Origin of the sequence: Enterobacter soli ATCC BAA-2102 (assembly GCF_001654845.1) — a bacterium.
Taxonomy (GTDB): Bacteria; Pseudomonadota; Gammaproteobacteria; order Enterobacterales; family Enterobacteriaceae; genus Enterobacter; species Enterobacter soli.
In genome coordinates this window covers 201,368-217,170 of sequence record NZ_LXES01000046.1, presented here as the reverse complement: position 1 = coordinate 217,170, position 15,803 = coordinate 201,368, and the positions used below count along the sequence as shown (strand labels likewise).

Below are 15,803 nucleotides of genomic sequence, written 5' to 3'. Positions count from 1 at the left end.
CTGATTAATAGCTCTATTGTCGAAAAAGTGTGTTGGCTTTTACAGTAGTGATATAAGGTGAAATACAGTTATGGCGTTTTAAAATTAGGTGAATGCTATGGATTACCTTCTCGATGATATCGACCGTCAGATATTAGCCTGTCTGGTGGAGGATGCGCGCGTGTCGTTGAAAGTGCTGAGTGGCCATATCGGGCTGACATCGCCAAGCACGGCAGAGCGTTTGAAAAGGCTGGAGGAGCGGGGCGTTATTCAGGGGTATGGTGCTCGCGTGAATTTAGCCGCGCTGGGATATAGCTTGCAGGCGCTGGTGCGTGTGCGGCCGTTGCCGGGATTGTTGCATAAAGTGGATAAATACATTCAGGCCATGCCGGAGTGCATTGAGAGTGACAAGGTGACCGGTGAGGATTGTTTTGTTATCAGGCTGGTGGTGCGATCAATTGAGCAGCTTGATACGTTGCTGGATGGTCTCGCTGAACACGCCCAGTGTAATACGTCGATAGTGAAAAGCTCACCTGTGAAGCGCCGGTTGCCACCGATGTAGCTGTCTGTTGCCGGGTGGCGGCTGCGCCTTACCCGGCCTACAAGGGTGCAATCAGTTCGGTGATGTTTTTTTTGGATTTTTTCGGGAAATGATGGTGGTGGGGGAAGGATTACTCGGCGCGTTGCGCCTCGCCCTTCGGGTCGTTGCCTGCGGCAACGCATTCTCGCTACGCTCGAATCGAACCTTGGTCGAAGCTTCTCATCCTTCCCCGTTACGGAAATGCATGATGCCCGGTGCGAACAGAAGGTTTAGAGTCATTTGGAAATGATGGTGGTGGGGGAAGGATTCGAACCTTCGAAGTCGATGACGGCAGATTTACAGTCTGCTCCCTTTGGCCGCTCGGGAACCCCACCAGGGGTAATGCTAATTTTGAGGTACAGCTTGAAGATGGTGGTGGGGGAAGGATTCGAACCTTCGAAGTCGATGACGGCAGATTTACAGTCTGCTCCCTTTGGCCGCTCGGGAACCCCACCACGGGGTAATGCTATTGACTGGCCTGCTTCCTGTTGGAAGCGGGGCGCATCATATCAAATGAGACGCCCCTGTAAAGCGTTACCACGATAAAAATAAACTGGTTGGCTGAATTTTATGCGCAAAGACGCAAAGCTAACCAATTCATTTCTCAGTCGATTAAAGAATAATCGTCCGGTTACCGTAAACAAAGACGCGTTGACCCAGAACCTGATACAACGCGCGGCTTAATACATTTTTCTCTACGTCGCGCCCGGCACGCATCATGTCTTCTGCTGTGTAGGTGTGATCCACATGAATCACGTCCTGCATAATGATTGGGCCTTCGTCCAGGTTGTCATTCACGTAGTGCGCCGTTGCACCAATGATCTTCACACCACGCTCATACGCCTGGTGGTATGGACGAGCACCGATAAAGGCCGGCAGGAACGAGTGGTGGATGTTGATAATCTTGTTCGGGAAACGTGACACGAAGGTTGGGGTCAACACACGCATGTATTTTGCCAGCACCACGTAGTCCGGATTATGCGCTTCAATGGCCTGCGCCATTAAGTCGTCATGCTCTTCACGGGTATGACCTTCGTGGCTCACCAGTTCGAACGGAATATCAAAACGTTCAACCAGCGTACGCAGCGTGTCGTGGTTACCAATAACGGCGGCAATTTCCACATCCAGCCCACCGTAGTTCGCCTTCATCAGCAGATCGCCCAGGCAGTGTGCTTCTTTGGTGACCAGAATCACGATACGACGACGGCCAGCGGGCGTCAGCTCACGAACAGAACCTTCAGGTAATGCGCTATCCAGGTCGGCAAGCAGGGTGGTGTCGTTGAAAATACCTTCCAGCTCGGTACGCATAAAGAAGCGACCGGTACGGTGGTCAACGAACTCGTTGTTCTGCACGATATTCAGTTCATGTTTGTAACAAATGTTGGTAATTCGTGCGATCAGCCCTTTTTGATCGGGACAGATGGTGCGCAGAACTTTACGTTGTAATGATTGCATCGCCGGGAAATCCTGTTTGAGTATTTGCGAAATCTGAGTTGTCAGGCATTACTGCCCGCAACACTTTTTAAATTTTTTACCTGAACCACAAGGGCAGGGATCGTTACGACCGATTTGCGGGCGCGTACCGTCAATATAATACCACTGCCCGCTTTCCTTTAAGAAACGGGAACGTTCGATAATGGCAGACGTTTTATCGCGTTCGGTAAAGCGGGCAACAAAGCTGACGTAGCCTTCGTTGTCGTTGCTTCCGGCCGAGGCGTCAAAAACGGTCAGGCCAAGCCACTGCGTGTTGGCGAAGCCAGTTTCGATGTCCTGACGAAAATCGGCGGCATGACAAGACGGGTGCCAGGTCTTAATCAGATAGTCTGCGTCTTTGATCACAAAAGCAGTATAACGCGAACGCATAAGGTGTGACGGGTCTGGTGCAACCTGCTCGCCAGTAAGATATCGCTGGCAACATAGGCTATAATCCAGAGCGCTACCACAGGGGCAGAGTTGAGACACGATTCTCTTCCTGGAACAAAAATTAAGGGCGTAAAACGCTTCGGGTAGCACCATGTTAACTGAGCAGTTGCGTTGACGCTATGTTGAGAATCCAGGGGAAGTAAATCAGGGCTAATGAGAAAGGTTAAAATTGGACTGGCGCTGGGCTCAGGTGCAGCTCGCGGCTGGTCACATATCGGCGTAATTAATGCCTTAAAAGAGATGGGCATTGAGATTGATATCGTTGCAGGGTGTTCTATCGGTTCGCTGGTCGGGTCTGCGTATGCCTGTGGGAAGCTCCCGGAGCTGGAAACATGGGTGCGTTCCTTCAGCTACTGGGATGTTCTACGCCTTATGGATCTCTCCTGGCAACGCGGCGGTTTACTGCGCGGCGAACGGGTGTTTAATCAGTTCCGCCAGATAATGCCTCTTGAAGACTTCAGCGATTGCCGGTTGCCTTTCGGCGCTGTAGCGACAAACCTCAGCACGGGCCGGGAACTCTGGTTTACCGAAGGCGATATCCATCTCGCCGTACGTGCCTCCTGTAGTATGCCGGGTTTAATGGCGCCCGTTCCGCATAACGGCTACTGGCTGGTCGATGGCGGCGTGGTGAACCCGATTCCTATCTCACTCACCCGCGCGATGGGCGCAGACATCGTGATAGCCGTCGATCTGCAACACGATGCACACCTGATGCAGCAGGAGCTTTTGCCCGTCAATCTACAAAGCGAGGATGCGGAAGGTGAAAAACTCGCCTGGCATGAACGCTTGCGTGGGCGAATCGGCCGGATGGCGGCGCGTCGTGCGGTAGCCGCACCGACGGCAATCGAAATCATGACGACCTCAATCCAGGTGCTTGAAAACCGCCTTAAACGTAACCGCATGGCGGGTGACCCACCTGACATCCTTATTCAACCGTATTGCCCGCAAATCGCGACCCTGGACTTCCATCGTGCTGAAGCCGCTATTACTGCGGGCTCGTTAGCCGTTGAGAAGAAAATGGATGAGCTGTTGCCGTTTGTGCGGAGATCAGCCTGAGCACCCTTTTTTTGATTACTTCAGCAAAATCTGACAGGCGATAGTGCCGATCACATGCCACTATTTAGTAACTGTCAGCCAGGGGAGGAACCATGACGCAGCCATTGGCCGGAAAACACATTTTGATAGTTGAAGACGAGCCCGTTTTCCGTTCGCTGCTGGATTCGTGGTTATCCTCGTTAGGCGCGATGACATCGCTTGCCGAGGACGGTATTGATGCTCTGGAAAAAATGGTCACGATCACGCCTGATCTGATGATTTGTGACATTGCCATGCCGCGCATGAACGGACTCAAGCTGGTCGAGCATCTTCGAAACGAGGGTGACCAGATCCCGATTCTGGTGATTTCTGCCACCGAAAACATGGCTGATATTGCCCGGGCATTGCGTTTAGGCGTGCAGGATATTTTGTTAAAACCGGTCAAAGATTTGAATCGCCTGCGTGAAACGGTACTGGCTTGCCTGTATCCCAATATGTTTAATTCCCGGGTTGAGGAAGAAGAACGCCTTTTCCAGGACTGGGATGCGTTAGTCAGTAATCCGCTAGCGGCCTCAAAATTGTTGCAGGAACTCCAGCCACCGGTTCAACAGACTATTTCTCATTGCCGTATAAATTATCGCCAATTGGTCGCCGCGGACGAACCCGGGCTGGTGCTTGATATTGCACCTTTATCGGATTCCGACCTCGCGTTTTATTGTCTGGATGTTACGCGAGCAGGTGATAACGGTGTATTAGCTGCGCTGTTACTTCGGGCGCTATTTAATGGGCTCTTGCAGGAACAGTTATCCCATCAGGGTCAACGGCTTCCTGAATTAGGCAGTTTACTTAAGCAGGTTAATCATCTTTTTCGCCAGGCCAATTTACCAGGGCAATTTCCGCTGCTGGTCGGTTATTACCACAGCGGTCTGAAAAACCTTATCCTCGTCTCTGCTGGACTAAACGCAACGCTCAATACGGGGGAGCATCATATTCAGGTAAGCAATGGCGTTCCTTTAGGGACATTAGGAACAGCTTATCTTAATCAAATTAGCCAACGCTGCTCCTCCTGGCAGTGCCAAATTTGGGGGGCAGGGGGCCGGTTACGCTTAATGTTGTCCACGGAATAAGCAATTGACTTTTATTCGTCAGATTGCTTTTCCGGTGTTTTGCTGACAGTGCTACTATCACCGCCAGATTCATGCGTATTTATCCTAATTGATCGGCAACGCGTCCTTTTCAGACCCGGACTGTATGGTGAGGCTGATATACTCAACGCGTTATTTATTGAATAAGTTCAAAACTTGAACAGCTCAGGAGAATTTCAATGGCTGCCCTAAATTCGAAAGTCAGAAAGGCCGTTATCCCGGTAGCGGGATTGGGAACCAGGATGCTACCCGCAACGAAGGCAATCCCTAAAGAGATGCTGCCGTTGGTTGATAAGCCATTAATCCAGTATGTCGTTAATGAATGTATCGCTGCCGGAATTACCGAAATTGTGCTGGTTACGCATTCATCCAAAAACTCTATCGAAAACCATTTCGATACAAGTTTTGAACTTGAAGCCATGCTGGAAAAACGCGTTAAGCGTCAGCTGTTAGCGGAAGTTCAGTCTATTTGCCCACCGCATGTCACCATCATGCAGGTGCGTCAGGGTCTGGCGAAAGGCCTGGGCCATGCGGTGCTGTGTGCTCACCCTGTCGTGGGTGACGAGCCAGTGGCCGTTATTCTGCCAGACGTTATTCTGGATGAATTCGAATCCGATTTGTCCCAGGATAACCTGGCAGAGATGATTAAACGCTTCGATGAAACCGGCAGCAGCCAGATCATGGTTGAGCCTGTTGCGGATGTCACCGCATACGGCGTTGTAGACTGCAAAGGCGTTAACCTGGAGCCTGGCGAAAGCGTGCCGATGGTTGGTGTCGTTGAAAAGCCAAAAGCGGATGTTGCACCGTCTAATCTGGCCGTTGTGGGTCGTTACGTCCTGAGCGCAGAAATCTGGCCGCTGCTGGCCAAAACCCCTCCAGGAGCGGGTGATGAGATCCAGCTAACTGATGGCATTGATATGCTGATCGAGAAAGAAACCGTTGAAGCTTACCACATGAAAGGTAAGAGCCATGACTGCGGTAATAAACTCGGTTATATGCAGGCGTTTGTTGAATATGGCATTCGCCACAATACTCTGGGTGAAGAATTTAAATCCTGGCTCCAGGAGAGCATGGGTATTAAAAAATAATCTGTTTCCTGGATGAACTAAACCGGTGTGGCATTGCCCACCGGTTTTTTTATGCCCATAACCCGGGCCGGGTCACCTGAGCCGGATTGTAAGGGTTTTTAAATAGTGTCTTGTCGCTATATGACAGAGTGTAAGGGGATGTTCGGCGTGAATTACAGATACAAAAAATCCCGCATTTAGCGGGATTTTTTAGAATGCGTCCTGATTAATCCTTGATCAGGAAGTCATCCAGTTGTTTACCCTGCTCATCCATTGCTTTCTTGATAACAGCAGGAGTACGACCCTGGCCAGTCCAGGTTTTAGTTTCGCCGTTCTCATCAACATAGCTATATTTAGCCGGACGAGCAGCGCGTTTAGCTTTGGTGCCGGTTTTAGCAGCAGCCATGCTGTTCAGCAATTCGTTTGGATCGATACCATCAGCAATCAGCATTTCACGATATTGCTGAAGTTTGCGAGTGCGTTCTTCGATTTCAGCAGCAGCTGCGCTTTCTTCTTCACGACGTTCATTAACTACAACTTCTAATTTTTCCAGCATTTCTTCAAGCGTTTCAAGGGTGCATTCTCTTGCCTGCGCACGAAGAGTACGGATGTTGTTCAGAATTTTAAGTGCTTCGCTCATTGTAGTAATCTCAAACTTATAATGGGGGGTGGTTTGTTGTCCTAATAATAGAGCCATAAATTGACTTGTGCAATAGGTGAGAATGTAAGGAATTCAAAAAATACTAAATATGAGACGCTATTATTAATTACGCTAACTTAAATTTCACCCCTCCCAGAGATGCTTCTTATCACGTCATAGATCATAAGGTTGCCGAACACATGTTTGTTTTTGTGACATTTACCGCAGGAATTATAGTTGCGGCGGATAAATATCAGCCTTTTGTATTACTCCAGAAAAGCAGAGTGTTGCCGACAATAGTTAATAAATAGTGAATTTTAATGAATGCTAAATCCAGTATAAAAAGAAGTGTTATCTATGACTAAACGCTTAACCAAACTTTGCTGAAAAATGCGTTTACTTCATGTTTTAACGGATTATTTTCTTAATCTGTCTGCTGATGCCTTCCTACTGAAACCCATACTCTGTGCGGCGTGTCGCTGATGGAGAGACAAATTATGGTACAATGAACCATCGGAAATATTACACATTGATTAGGGTTTTACGGCCAATGGCACAACTTTATTTCTACTATTCGGCAATGAATGCAGGGAAATCCACAGCGTTACTCCAGTCCTCCTACAATTACCAGGAAAGGGGGATGCATACGTTGGTTTACACAGCCGAAATTGACGATCGCTTTGGCGCAGGGAAAGTGAGTTCAAGGATAGGCCTTTCGTCTCCTGCGAAGCTGTATAACCCCGAGACTGACCTGTTAGCGGATATCCGTACAGAACATGCTTCACGGCCCGTACATTGCGTTCTGGTGGACGAGAGCCAGTTCCTGACGCGCCAGCAGGTACATGCCCTTTCAGAGGTCGTTGATGAGCTGGATATCCCGGTGCTCTGTTATGGCCTGCGCACAGATTTCCGTGGAGAGCTATTTGCCGGCAGCCAATATTTACTCGCGTGGTCAGATAAACTCGTCGAATTAAAAACAATCTGCTTCTGCGGTCGCAAAGCGAGCATGGTACTGCGCCTTGATCAATCCGGAAAACCTTACGCCGATGGTGAGCAGGTGGTGATAGGGGGCAATGAACGCTATGTTTCGGTCTGCCGTAAACACTATAAAGAAGCGTTGGTCGTGGGCTCGCTGACGGCTATTCAGAGCGATAACCGGAAATAAGATAAGGTTTGTTCCTTTAATTGCCTGACCGGCAGACATAAAAAAACCCGCCAATGGCGGGTTTTTTATCAGGCTGTCAATTAAGCACTTTTCTTCGCTTTTTTGTCAGCTTTTGCCGCAGGAGCTGCTTCAACTTTAGCTGCTGCAACTTCACCTTCTTTGAACTCACGGCCGTAGTAGGTATCCAGCAGGATCTGTTTCAGCTCGGAGATCAGTGGGTAGCGCGGGTTAGCACCAGTACACTGGTCATCGAAGGCATCTTCAGACAGTTTATCTACGTGAGCGAGGAAGTCAGCTTCCTGAACGCCAGCTTCACGGATAGATTTAGGAATACCCAGTTCAGCTTTGATGCTTTCCAGCCATGCCAGCAGTTTCTCAATCTTCGCAGCAGTACGGTCACCCGCAGCGCTCAGACCCAGATGGTCTGCGATTTCAGCGTAACGACGACGTGCTTGTGGGCGGTCGTACTGGCTGAATGCAGTCTGTTTGGTTGGGTTGTCGTTCGCGTTATAACGGATAACGTTGCTGATCAACAGGGCGTTCGCCAGACCGTGAGGAATGTGGAACTGAGAACCCAGTTTGTGCGCCATTGAGTGACAAACACCCAGGAAGGCGTTAGCAAACGCGATACCCGCGATAGTTGCTGCACTGTGTACACGCTCACGTGCTACAGGGTTTTTAGACCCTTCGTTGTAGGACGCAGGCAGGTTTTCTTTCAGCAGTTTCAGCGCTTGCAGAGCCTGGCCGTCAGAGAACTCAGATGCCAGTACAGAAACGTAAGCTTCCAGGGCGTGAGTCACTGCATCCAGACCACCGAATGCACACAGTGACTTCGGCATATCCATTACCAGGTTGGCGTCAACAATGGCCATATCTGGAGTCAGTGCATAGTCAGCCAGTGGGTATTTCTGACCTGTTGCATCGTCGGTAACAACCGCAAACGGCGTCACTTCTGAACCGGTACCGGAAGTGGTCGTCACAGCGATCATTTTCGCTTTTACGCCCATTTTCGGGAACTTGTAGATACGTTTACGGATATCCATAAAGCGCAGCGCCAGTTCTTCGAAGTGCGTTTCTGGGTGCTCGTACATTACCCACATGATTTTCGCGGCGTCCATTGGGGAACCGCCACCCAGTGCGATGATCACATCTGGTTTGAAGGAGTTCGCCAGTTCAGCACCTTTGCGAACAACGCTCAGTGTTGGGTCAGCTTCAACTTCGAAGAAGACTTCAGTTTCGACGCCAGCAGCTTTCAGAACAGAGGTGATCTGGTCTGCATAGCCGTTGTTGAACAGGAAACGGTCGGTCACGATGAGCGCACGTTTGTGGCCATCAGTAATCACTTCATCCAGCGCGATTGGCAGGGAGCCACGGCGGAAGTAGATAGATTTCGGAAGTTTGTGCCACAACATGTTTTCAGCTCGCTTAGCAACGGTTTTCTTGTTGATCAGGTGTTTTGGACCAACGTTTTCAGAGATGGAGTTACCACCCCAGGAACCACAACCCAGAGTCAGGGAAGGTGCGAGTTTAAAGTTGTACAGGTCACCGATACCACCCTGAGAAGCAGGGGTGTTAATCAGGATACGTGCTGTTTTCATCATCTGACCGAAGTGAGCAACACGTTCTGGCTGGTTATCCTGGTCGGTGTACAGACATGAGGTGTGGCCGATACCACCCATGGCAACCAGTTTCTCGGCTTTTTCTACCGCGTCTTCGAAATCTTTCGCGCGGTACATTGCAAGCGTAGGTGACAGTTTTTCGTGAGCAAATGGTTCGCTCTCATCAACAACTTTTACTTCACCGATCAGGATCTTAGTGCTAGCCGGAACGGTGAAACCTGCGAGTTCAGCGATTTTATACGCTGGCTGGCCAACGATAGCGGCGTTCAGCGCGCCATTTTTCAGGATGATGTCCTGAACGGCTTTCAGCTCTTTGCCTTGCAGCATGTAGCCGCCGTGGCTTGCGAAACGTTCACGAACCGCATCGTATACAGAATCAACAACAACAACGGACTGCTCAGACGCACAGATTACGCCGTTATCGAAGGTTTTAGACATCAGTACAGAAGCAACAGCACGTTTGATATCCGCAGTTTCGTCGATAACGACAGGGGTGTTACCCGCGCCTACGCCGATGGCTGGTTTACCGGAGCTGTATGCTGCTTTAACCATACCAGGACCACCGGTCGCCAGGATCAGGTTAATGTCAGGGTGATGCATCAGCGCGTTGGACAGTTCAACAGAAGGTTGGTCAATCCAGCCGATCAGGTCTTTTGGTGCGCCCGCAGCGATAGCCGCCTGCAATACGATATCAGCAGCTTTGTTGGTTGCATCTTTAGCACGTGGGTGCGGGGAGAAGATGATTGCGTTACGGGTCTTCAGGCTGATCAGTGATTTGAAGATTGCGGTAGAAGTTGGGTTGGTGGTTGGAACGATACCGCAAATAATGCCGATAGGTTCAGCGATAGTGATAGTACCGAAGGTGTCGTCTTCAGACAGAACGCCACAGGTTTTCTCATCTTTATAGGCGTTGTAGATATACTCAGAAGCAAAGTGGTTTTTGATCACTTTATCTTCGATGATACCCATGCCAGATTCAGCAACGGCCATTTTAGCGAGAGGGATTCGAGCATCTGCAGCAGCCAGAGCGGCCGCGCGGAAGATTTTATCAACCTGTTCTTGGGTGAAATTGGCATATTCACGCTGGGCTTTTTTGACGCGCTCGACGAGTGCGTTCAGTTCAGCGATGTTAGTAACAGCCATAATGCTCTCCTGATAATGTTTAAACTCTATTAGTAAACCAGCGCTCGATACGAGAGACAGTATAGTCAGAGCCGTTAGTACTTGCGTAACACTTAGTAAAACAAAGGGTTACTCGCTGCTCTAACACACTAATTTACTAAAAGAGCCTTACCTTAGCATCATCCCTTTTTGATAGGTGATCTCCCTGGGGGCGTAATCAAGATTACTCACTTCTGAGTACGAAAATCATGATCTACGTCAATTTTACCCCAAGCTGATACCTTTCAGCAGGGTTATTTCTTTGAGATTTTTCCAGTGTTAAATAATTAAGTAACTATTGGAAGTGGCGCTATCATTGAGAACACAAATGTTTAACATCATGAAATGATAGCGTTTTGACATAGATTTCTGGTGAAGTGTGCTAATAAAAAGCGTATCTTCAGCGCGGATGTATCATGACACACTGTCAGTCCCTGGCCATGCTCATAGGCGGAGCTAAACGTGATCCAAACGCTCTTTGATTTTCCTACATATTTTAAGTTTTTTATTGGTTTGTTCGCCCTGGTCAACCCGGTGGGGATTATTCCTGTCTTCATTAGTATGACCAGTTACCAGACGGCAGCGGCCAGGAACAAAACCAACCTGACGGCCAACATGTCTGTTGCCATCATCCTGCTGACGTCACTGTACCTGGGCGACGGCATTTTGCAGATATTTGGCATTTCTATCGATTCATTCCGTATTGCGGGTGGGATCCTGGTTGTTACCATTGCCATGTCGATGATCAGCGGCAAATTAGGTGAAGATAAGCAAAACAAACAAGAGAAGTCAGAAACGTCTGTCCGTGAAAGTATCGGTGTCGTGCCACTGGCGTTGCCGCTGATGGCAGGTCCGGGGGCAATCAGTTCCACTATTGTATGGGGAACGCGTTACCACAACCTGATGCACCTTATTGGTTTCTCCGTTGCCATTGCGATTTTTGCGTTGTGTTGTTGGGGGGTGTTCCGCATGGCGCCCTGGCTGGTTCGCCTGCTCGGGCAAACCGGCATTAACGTGATTACCCGTATTATGGGTCTGCTGCTGATGGCGCTGGGGATTGAATTTATCGTGACCGGGATAAAGAGCATTTTCCCCGGACTATTGCACTGAAGTCTTCATATGAAAGAACGGAGCCTGTGGCTCCGTTTTTTTTACGTGATTATCAGCAAATCATATAAATAAAATTGAAAAGGCGATGCGTCATAATAAATTCTACTAATAATAGCCTTTTCTTAAATTTCAACAGGTTAGTTATTTCCTGTTGACCTGCCTGCGCAGAAACCATCCAAACGATCTGTTATTTTACTCACATGATACTCTGGGGCTTGCTGAGAGATAACTGAAATGATATTAGTAATTTCAACGTTCCCCTAGAGGAATGTGCTAAATAATAACCAGTTGTTAAATTTTCGTACAAAACCAGTCGATGATAGCGCAGCGACGCGCTTGCAGAGGAAAATTCCTCTATCACATTGAATGTCATATGCTTTTCTTGATTTTCAGTGCCAGGCAGGGCTGCCCCCAAAGAAACGGTAATCACCGTAAAAGAGAATTGCTTAACAAATTTGCAAAATGTATTGGCGCGAGATTACGCCATTTGGTACTTTCCGGCCTTATATTTTGCACACTAAACAAGTAGATGAGAATTATTTTCATATAGTTTCCATCTCAGATATCAAACGCACGTCTCATAACAGGGGAGGCGTGTTAAGAATCGACGCAAGACGGCCATACGAGCGGTCAGTAATAAAGAAGTCGGTGATAGCAAGAAGTAAAAAAAGAACCTGACAGTAGCAAAAAAAACTCCTGCACTGTACAGGCCCCAACAGGGGATTACACAGCTGGCAAAGCCAGTAATTATAATGAGTGGAGTATCAACACAATGTCCATCATCACTAAAAAAAGTCTGATTGCCGCGGGAATCTTTACTGCGCTAATCGCGGGTAATATGGCAATGGCTGCCGATGTACCTGCTGGCGTTACGCTGGCAGAAAAGCAAACCATGATTCGTAACAACGGCGCTGAGCCGCAGTCTCTGGATCCGAACAAAATTGAAGGCGTACCTGAAGCAAACATCAGCCGCGACCTGTTCGAAGGTCTGCTGATTACGTCGACGAAAGACGGTCACCCAATTCCGGGTGTTGCTGAAAGCTGGGATAACAAAGACTTTAAAGTCTGGACATTCCACCTGCGTAAAGACGCAAAATGGTCCAACGGTGAACCTGTCACCGCACAAGATTTCGTATATAGCTGGCAGCGTCTGGTTGATCCAAAAACCGCTTCCCCATACGCCAGCTATCCGCAGTACGGTCACATCCTGAACGTTGATGAAATCATCGACGGTAAAAAAGCCCCATCAGAACTCGGCGTGAAAGCCATTGACGATCACACTCTGGAAGTCACCCTGAGTGAGCCAGTCCCGTATTTCTACAAACTGCTGGTGAACCCGGCAATGTCTCCGGTTAACAAGACCGCCATCGAAAAATTCGGTGAGAAGTGGACTCAGCCAGCTAACATCGTCACTAACGGTGCTTATAAACTGAAAGACTGGGTTGTTAACGAACGTATCGTGATGGAGCGTAATACCAACTATTGGGATAACGCGAAAACCGTCGTAGACCAGATTACCTATCTGCCGATCTCGTCTGAAGTAACAGACGTTAACCGCTACCGCAGCGGCGAGATCGACATGACCTATAACAACCTGCCGATCGAACTCTTCCAGAAACTGAAAAAAGAGATCCCGACTGAAGTTCACGTCGACCCGTACCTGTGTACTTATTACTATGAAATCAACAACCAGAAAGCACCGTTCACCGATGCTCGCGTTCGTACCGCGCTGAAACTGGGTCTGGACCGCGATATCATCGTAAATAAAGTGAAAGCACAGGGCGATCTGCCGGCATTCGGTTACACTCCGCCATACGCGGACGGTGCAAAACTGACCAAACCAGAGTGGTTCACCTGGACTCAGGAAAAACGTAACGAAGAAGCGAAGAAACTGCTGGCCGAAGCGGGTTACACCGCAGACAAACCGCTGACGTTTAACCTGCTGTACAACACCTCCGATCTGCACAAGAAACTGGCAATCGCTGCCGCATCCATCTGGAAGAAAAACCTGGGTGTGGATGTGAAACTGGTGAACCAGGAGTGGAAAACCTTCCTCGATACCCGTCACCAGGGTAACTACGACGTGGCACGTGCTGGCTGGTGTGCAGACTACAACGAACCAACGTCCTTCCTGAATACCATGCTGTCTGATAGCTCCATGAACACCGCGCATTATAAGAGCCCGGCGTTTGATGCGATCATGAAAGACACGCTGAAAGTGACTGATGAAGCGCAACGTACTGCCCTGTACGACAAAGCAGAACAGCAGTTAGGCAAAGATTCTGCGATTGTACCGGTTTACTACTACGTGAACGCGCGCCTGGTGAAACCTTGGGTTGGCGGTTATACCGGTAAAGACCCGATGGACAACATCTATACTAAAGATCTGTACATCATTAAGCATTAATGGCAATCCGTGGGGCAAAGTCATTTGCCCCACTGTGTCTTAACTCATCGCACTATATACACCCGAATTTTCAGGTTTCCTGAAAGCTCAGGTGTAAAAGGCACACGCCAGAAGGTACGGGCAATGTTGAAATTTATCCTACGTCGCTGTCTTGAAGCGATTCCGACGCTCTTTATTCTTATTACTATTTCATTCTTCATGATGCGTCTTGCTCCCGGTAGTCCATTTACCAGCGAGCGCGCGCTGCCGCCAGAAGTCATGGCGAATATCGAAGCGAAATACCATTTAAACGATCCTATCTCCACGCAGTACTTCAATTATCTGAAGCAGCTGGCGCATGGCGATTTTGGACCGTCATTCAAATATAAAGACTATTCCGTTAACGACCTGGTGGCCTCGAGCTTCCCGGTATCGGCCAAATTAGGTGCTGCGGCATTTATCCTGGCCGTGGTTCTCGGAGTGGCAGCGGGTGTTATCGCCGCGCTTAAACAAAATACCAAATGGGATTATGCAGTAATGGGGGTCGCAATGACCGGGGTGGTTATCCCCAGTTTCGTTGTCGCGCCATTGCTGGTGATGATATTTGCCATCACGCTGAAATGGTTGCCTGGGGGCGGCTGGAACGGCGGGGCACTGAAGTTCATGATTCTGCCGATGGTGGCATTATCTCTGGCGTATATCGCCAGTATCGCGCGTATTACCCGTGGCTCGATGATTGAAGTTCTGCACTCAAACTTCATTCGTACTGCGCGTGCCAAAGGGTTACCTATGCGCCGCATTATTCTGCGCCATGCGCTTAAACCTGCGCTGTTACCGGTGCTGTCTTATATGGGGCCAGCCTTCGTCGGTATTATTACCGGTTCAATGGTTATCGAGACCATCTATGGTCTGCCGGGAATTGGTCAGCTGTTTGTTAACGGCGCGCTCAACCGCGACTATTCGCTGGTACTGAGCCTGACTATCCTTGTCGGTGCATTAACCATTCTCTTTAACGCAGTTGTCGATGTGCTGTATGCCGTTATCGACCCGAAAATCCGTTACTAACACTGGAGCACGCCATGATGTTGAGTAAGAAAAACAGCGAGGCGCTGGAAAACTTCAGTGAAAAACTGGAAGTGGAAGGACGTAGCCTCTGGCAAGACGCCCGCCGTCGCTTTATGCATAACCGCGCAGCCGTTGCCAGCCTGATTGTTCTGGTGATCATCGCGTTGTTCGTGACCTTTGCGCCAATGCTGTCGCAGTTCACCTACTTCGATACCGACTGGGGCATGATGTCCAGCGCGCCTGATATGGCGTCCGGGCACTATTTTGGTACCGACTCCTCTGGCCGCGACCTGCTGGTGCGTGTCGCTATCGGCGGTCGTATCTCGCTGATGGTGGGTATTGCCGCCGCGCTGGTGGCGGTGATCCTCGGGACGTTATACGGCTCACTTTCCGGCTACCTGGGCGGCAAAGTGGACTCGGTCATGATGCGCCTGCTGGAGATCTTAAACTCCTTCCCGTTCATGTTCTTCGTCATCCTGCTGGTGACCTTCTTCGGTCAGAACATCCTGCTTATCTTCGTGGCAATCGGGATGGTGTCCTGGCTGGATATGGCGCGTATCGTGCGTGGTCAAACGCTGAGTCTTAAACGTAAAGAGTTTATCGAAGCGGCACAGGTCGGCGGCGTTTCAACCGGCAATATTGTGGTTCGCCACATTGTTCCTAACGTGCTGGGCGTGGTGGTGGTGTATGCCTCTCTGCTGGTGCCAAGCATGATCCTGTTTGAATCTTTCCTGAGCTTCCTGGGCCTTGGTACGCAAGAGCCGCTGAGTAGCTGGGGTGCGCTGCTGAGTGATGGCGCTAACTCCATGGAAGTTTCACCGTGGTTGCTGCTGTACCCGGCAGGATTCCTGGTTGTAACCCTGTTCTGTTTCAACTTTATCGGCGATGGCCTGCGTGATGCCCTCGACCCGAAAGATCGTTAAGGAGC

The 15,803-nt window shown here is 49.4% G+C and carries 13 protein-coding genes, 2 tRNA genes and 1 other RNA gene; 9 read left to right on the top strand and 7 right to left on the bottom strand.

Annotated features, from left to right (window positions below):
* The first annotated feature begins 97 nt into the window (after positions 1 to 97).
* Complete coding sequence (locus M987_RS18060; protein ID WP_014070549.1) at positions 98 to 541, top strand: Lrp/AsnC family transcriptional regulator; 444 nt, start codon at positions 98 to 100, stop codon at positions 539 to 541.
* Positions 542 to 633: 92 nt separating this feature from the next.
* On the opposite strand, the gene M987_RS18055 is transcribed toward M987_RS18060, so the two are convergent.
* The 5 genes from M987_RS18055 to M987_RS18035 form a co-directional block, all read right to left on the bottom strand.
* Positions 634 to 764, bottom strand: a non-coding RNA gene (locus M987_RS18055) — RtT sRNA.
* Positions 765 to 809: 45 nt separating this feature from the next.
* Positions 810 to 894 (bottom strand) — tRNA-Tyr (locus tag M987_RS18050).
* A gap of 35 nt (positions 895 to 929) precedes the next feature.
* Positions 930 to 1,014, bottom strand: a tRNA-Tyr gene (locus M987_RS18045).
* A gap of 157 nt (positions 1,015 to 1,171) precedes the next feature.
* Positions 1,172 to 2,014: a formyltetrahydrofolate deformylase gene (purU, locus tag M987_RS18040; RefSeq protein WP_014070548.1), complete on the bottom strand. Its 843-nt coding sequence runs from the start codon at positions 2,012 to 2,014 to the stop codon at positions 1,172 to 1,174.
* Between the two features lie 48 nt (positions 2,015 to 2,062).
* A complete protein-coding gene (locus M987_RS18035; RefSeq protein WP_014070547.1) occupies positions 2,063 to 2,521 on the bottom strand; it encodes a YchJ family protein in 459 nt (152 codons plus the stop codon).
* 114 nt (positions 2,522 to 2,635) lie between these two features.
* On the opposite strand from M987_RS18035, the gene rssA reads away from it, so the two are divergent.
* The 3 genes from rssA to galU all read left to right on the top strand — a co-directional run bounded on the left by rssA (position 2,636) and on the right by galU (position 5,750).
* Positions 2,636 to 3,538, top strand: a complete 903-nt coding sequence (gene rssA / locus M987_RS18030) for a patatin-like phospholipase RssA (protein ID WP_014070546.1) — start codon at positions 2,636 to 2,638, stop codon at positions 3,536 to 3,538.
* Positions 3,539 to 3,630: 92 nt separating this feature from the next.
* On the top strand, positions 3,631 to 4,644 hold the full coding sequence (gene rssB, locus M987_RS18025; protein ID WP_014070545.1) for a two-component system response regulator RssB: 1,014 nt from the start codon (positions 3,631 to 3,633) through the stop codon (positions 4,642 to 4,644).
* Positions 4,645 to 4,841: 197 nt separating this feature from the next.
* Entirely contained in the window at positions 4,842 to 5,750 is a 909-nt protein-coding gene (gene galU / locus M987_RS18020) for a UTP--glucose-1-phosphate uridylyltransferase GalU (RefSeq protein WP_014070544.1), read from the top strand.
* Between the two features lie 205 nt (positions 5,751 to 5,955).
* Here galU and hns read toward each other — a convergent pair whose 3' ends face one another.
* Entirely contained in the window at positions 5,956 to 6,369 is a 414-nt protein-coding gene (hns, locus tag M987_RS18015; RefSeq protein ID WP_008502781.1) for a histone-like nucleoid-structuring protein H-NS, read from the bottom strand.
* 550 nt (positions 6,370 to 6,919) lie between these two features.
* On the opposite strand from hns, the gene tdk reads away from it, so the two are divergent.
* Positions 6,920 to 7,534 (top strand): thymidine kinase, encoded by a 615-nt coding sequence (tdk, locus tag M987_RS18010; protein ID WP_014070543.1) that lies wholly within the window; start codon positions 6,920 to 6,922, stop codon positions 7,532 to 7,534.
* A gap of 80 nt (positions 7,535 to 7,614) precedes the next feature.
* On the opposite strand, the gene adhE is transcribed toward tdk, so the two are convergent.
* Positions 7,615 to 10,296, bottom strand: coding sequence for a bifunctional acetaldehyde-CoA/alcohol dehydrogenase (adhE, locus tag M987_RS18005; RefSeq protein WP_014070542.1), 2,682 nt, complete (start codon positions 10,294 to 10,296; stop codon positions 7,615 to 7,617).
* A 480-nt stretch (positions 10,297 to 10,776) separates the two neighbouring features.
* Here adhE and M987_RS18000 point away from each other — a divergent pair, with 480 nt between their 5' ends.
* The 4 genes from M987_RS18000 (at position 10,777) to oppC (ending at position 15,798) form a co-directional block, all read left to right on the top strand.
* Positions 10,777 to 11,424 (top strand): YchE family NAAT transporter, encoded by a 648-nt coding sequence (locus M987_RS18000; RefSeq protein ID WP_014070541.1) that lies wholly within the window; start codon positions 10,777 to 10,779, stop codon positions 11,422 to 11,424.
* A gap of 772 nt (positions 11,425 to 12,196) precedes the next feature.
* Positions 12,197 to 13,831 (top strand): oligopeptide ABC transporter substrate-binding protein OppA, encoded by a 1,635-nt coding sequence (oppA, locus tag M987_RS17995; RefSeq protein WP_014070540.1) that lies wholly within the window; start codon positions 12,197 to 12,199, stop codon positions 13,829 to 13,831.
* A 123-nt stretch (positions 13,832 to 13,954) separates the two neighbouring features.
* Positions 13,955 to 14,875, top strand: a complete 921-nt coding sequence (gene oppB, locus M987_RS17990; protein ID WP_014070539.1) for an oligopeptide ABC transporter permease OppB — start codon at positions 13,955 to 13,957, stop codon at positions 14,873 to 14,875.
* A gap of 14 nt (positions 14,876 to 14,889) precedes the next feature.
* Entirely contained in the window at positions 14,890 to 15,798 is a 909-nt protein-coding gene (gene oppC / locus M987_RS17985; RefSeq protein WP_014070538.1) for an oligopeptide ABC transporter permease OppC, read from the top strand.
* Positions 15,799 to 15,803: the final 5 nt, after the last annotated feature.

Bases quoted from the DNA above. Each gene is read 5' to 3' on its own strand.
- purU (WP_014070548.1), bottom strand. From the start codon at position 2,014: ATGCAATCATTACAACGTAAAGTTCTGCGCACCATCTGTCCCGATCAA.
- M987_RS18060 (WP_014070549.1), top strand. From the start codon at position 98: ATGGATTACCTTCTCGATGATATCGACCGTCAGATATTAGCCTGTCTG.
- rssA (WP_014070546.1), top strand. From the start codon at position 2,636: ATGAGAAAGGTTAAAATTGGACTGGCGCTGGGCTCAGGTGCAGCTCGC.
- galU (WP_014070544.1), top strand. From the start codon at position 4,842: ATGGCTGCCCTAAATTCGAAAGTCAGAAAGGCCGTTATCCCGGTAGCG.
- oppB (WP_014070539.1), top strand. From the start codon at position 13,955: ATGTTGAAATTTATCCTACGTCGCTGTCTTGAAGCGATTCCGACGCTC.
- oppC (WP_014070538.1), top strand. From the start codon at position 14,890: ATGATGTTGAGTAAGAAAAACAGCGAGGCGCTGGAAAACTTCAGTGAA.
- rssB (WP_014070545.1), top strand. From the start codon at position 3,631: ATGACGCAGCCATTGGCCGGAAAACACATTTTGATAGTTGAAGACGAG.
- hns (WP_008502781.1), bottom strand. From the start codon at position 6,369: ATGAGCGAAGCACTTAAAATTCTGAACAACATCCGTACTCTTCGTGCG.
- adhE (WP_014070542.1), bottom strand. From the start codon at position 10,296: ATGGCTGTTACTAACATCGCTGAACTGAACGCACTCGTCGAGCGCGTC.
- oppA (WP_014070540.1), top strand. From the start codon at position 12,197: ATGTCCATCATCACTAAAAAAAGTCTGATTGCCGCGGGAATCTTTACT.
- tdk (WP_014070543.1), top strand. From the start codon at position 6,920: ATGGCACAACTTTATTTCTACTATTCGGCAATGAATGCAGGGAAATCC.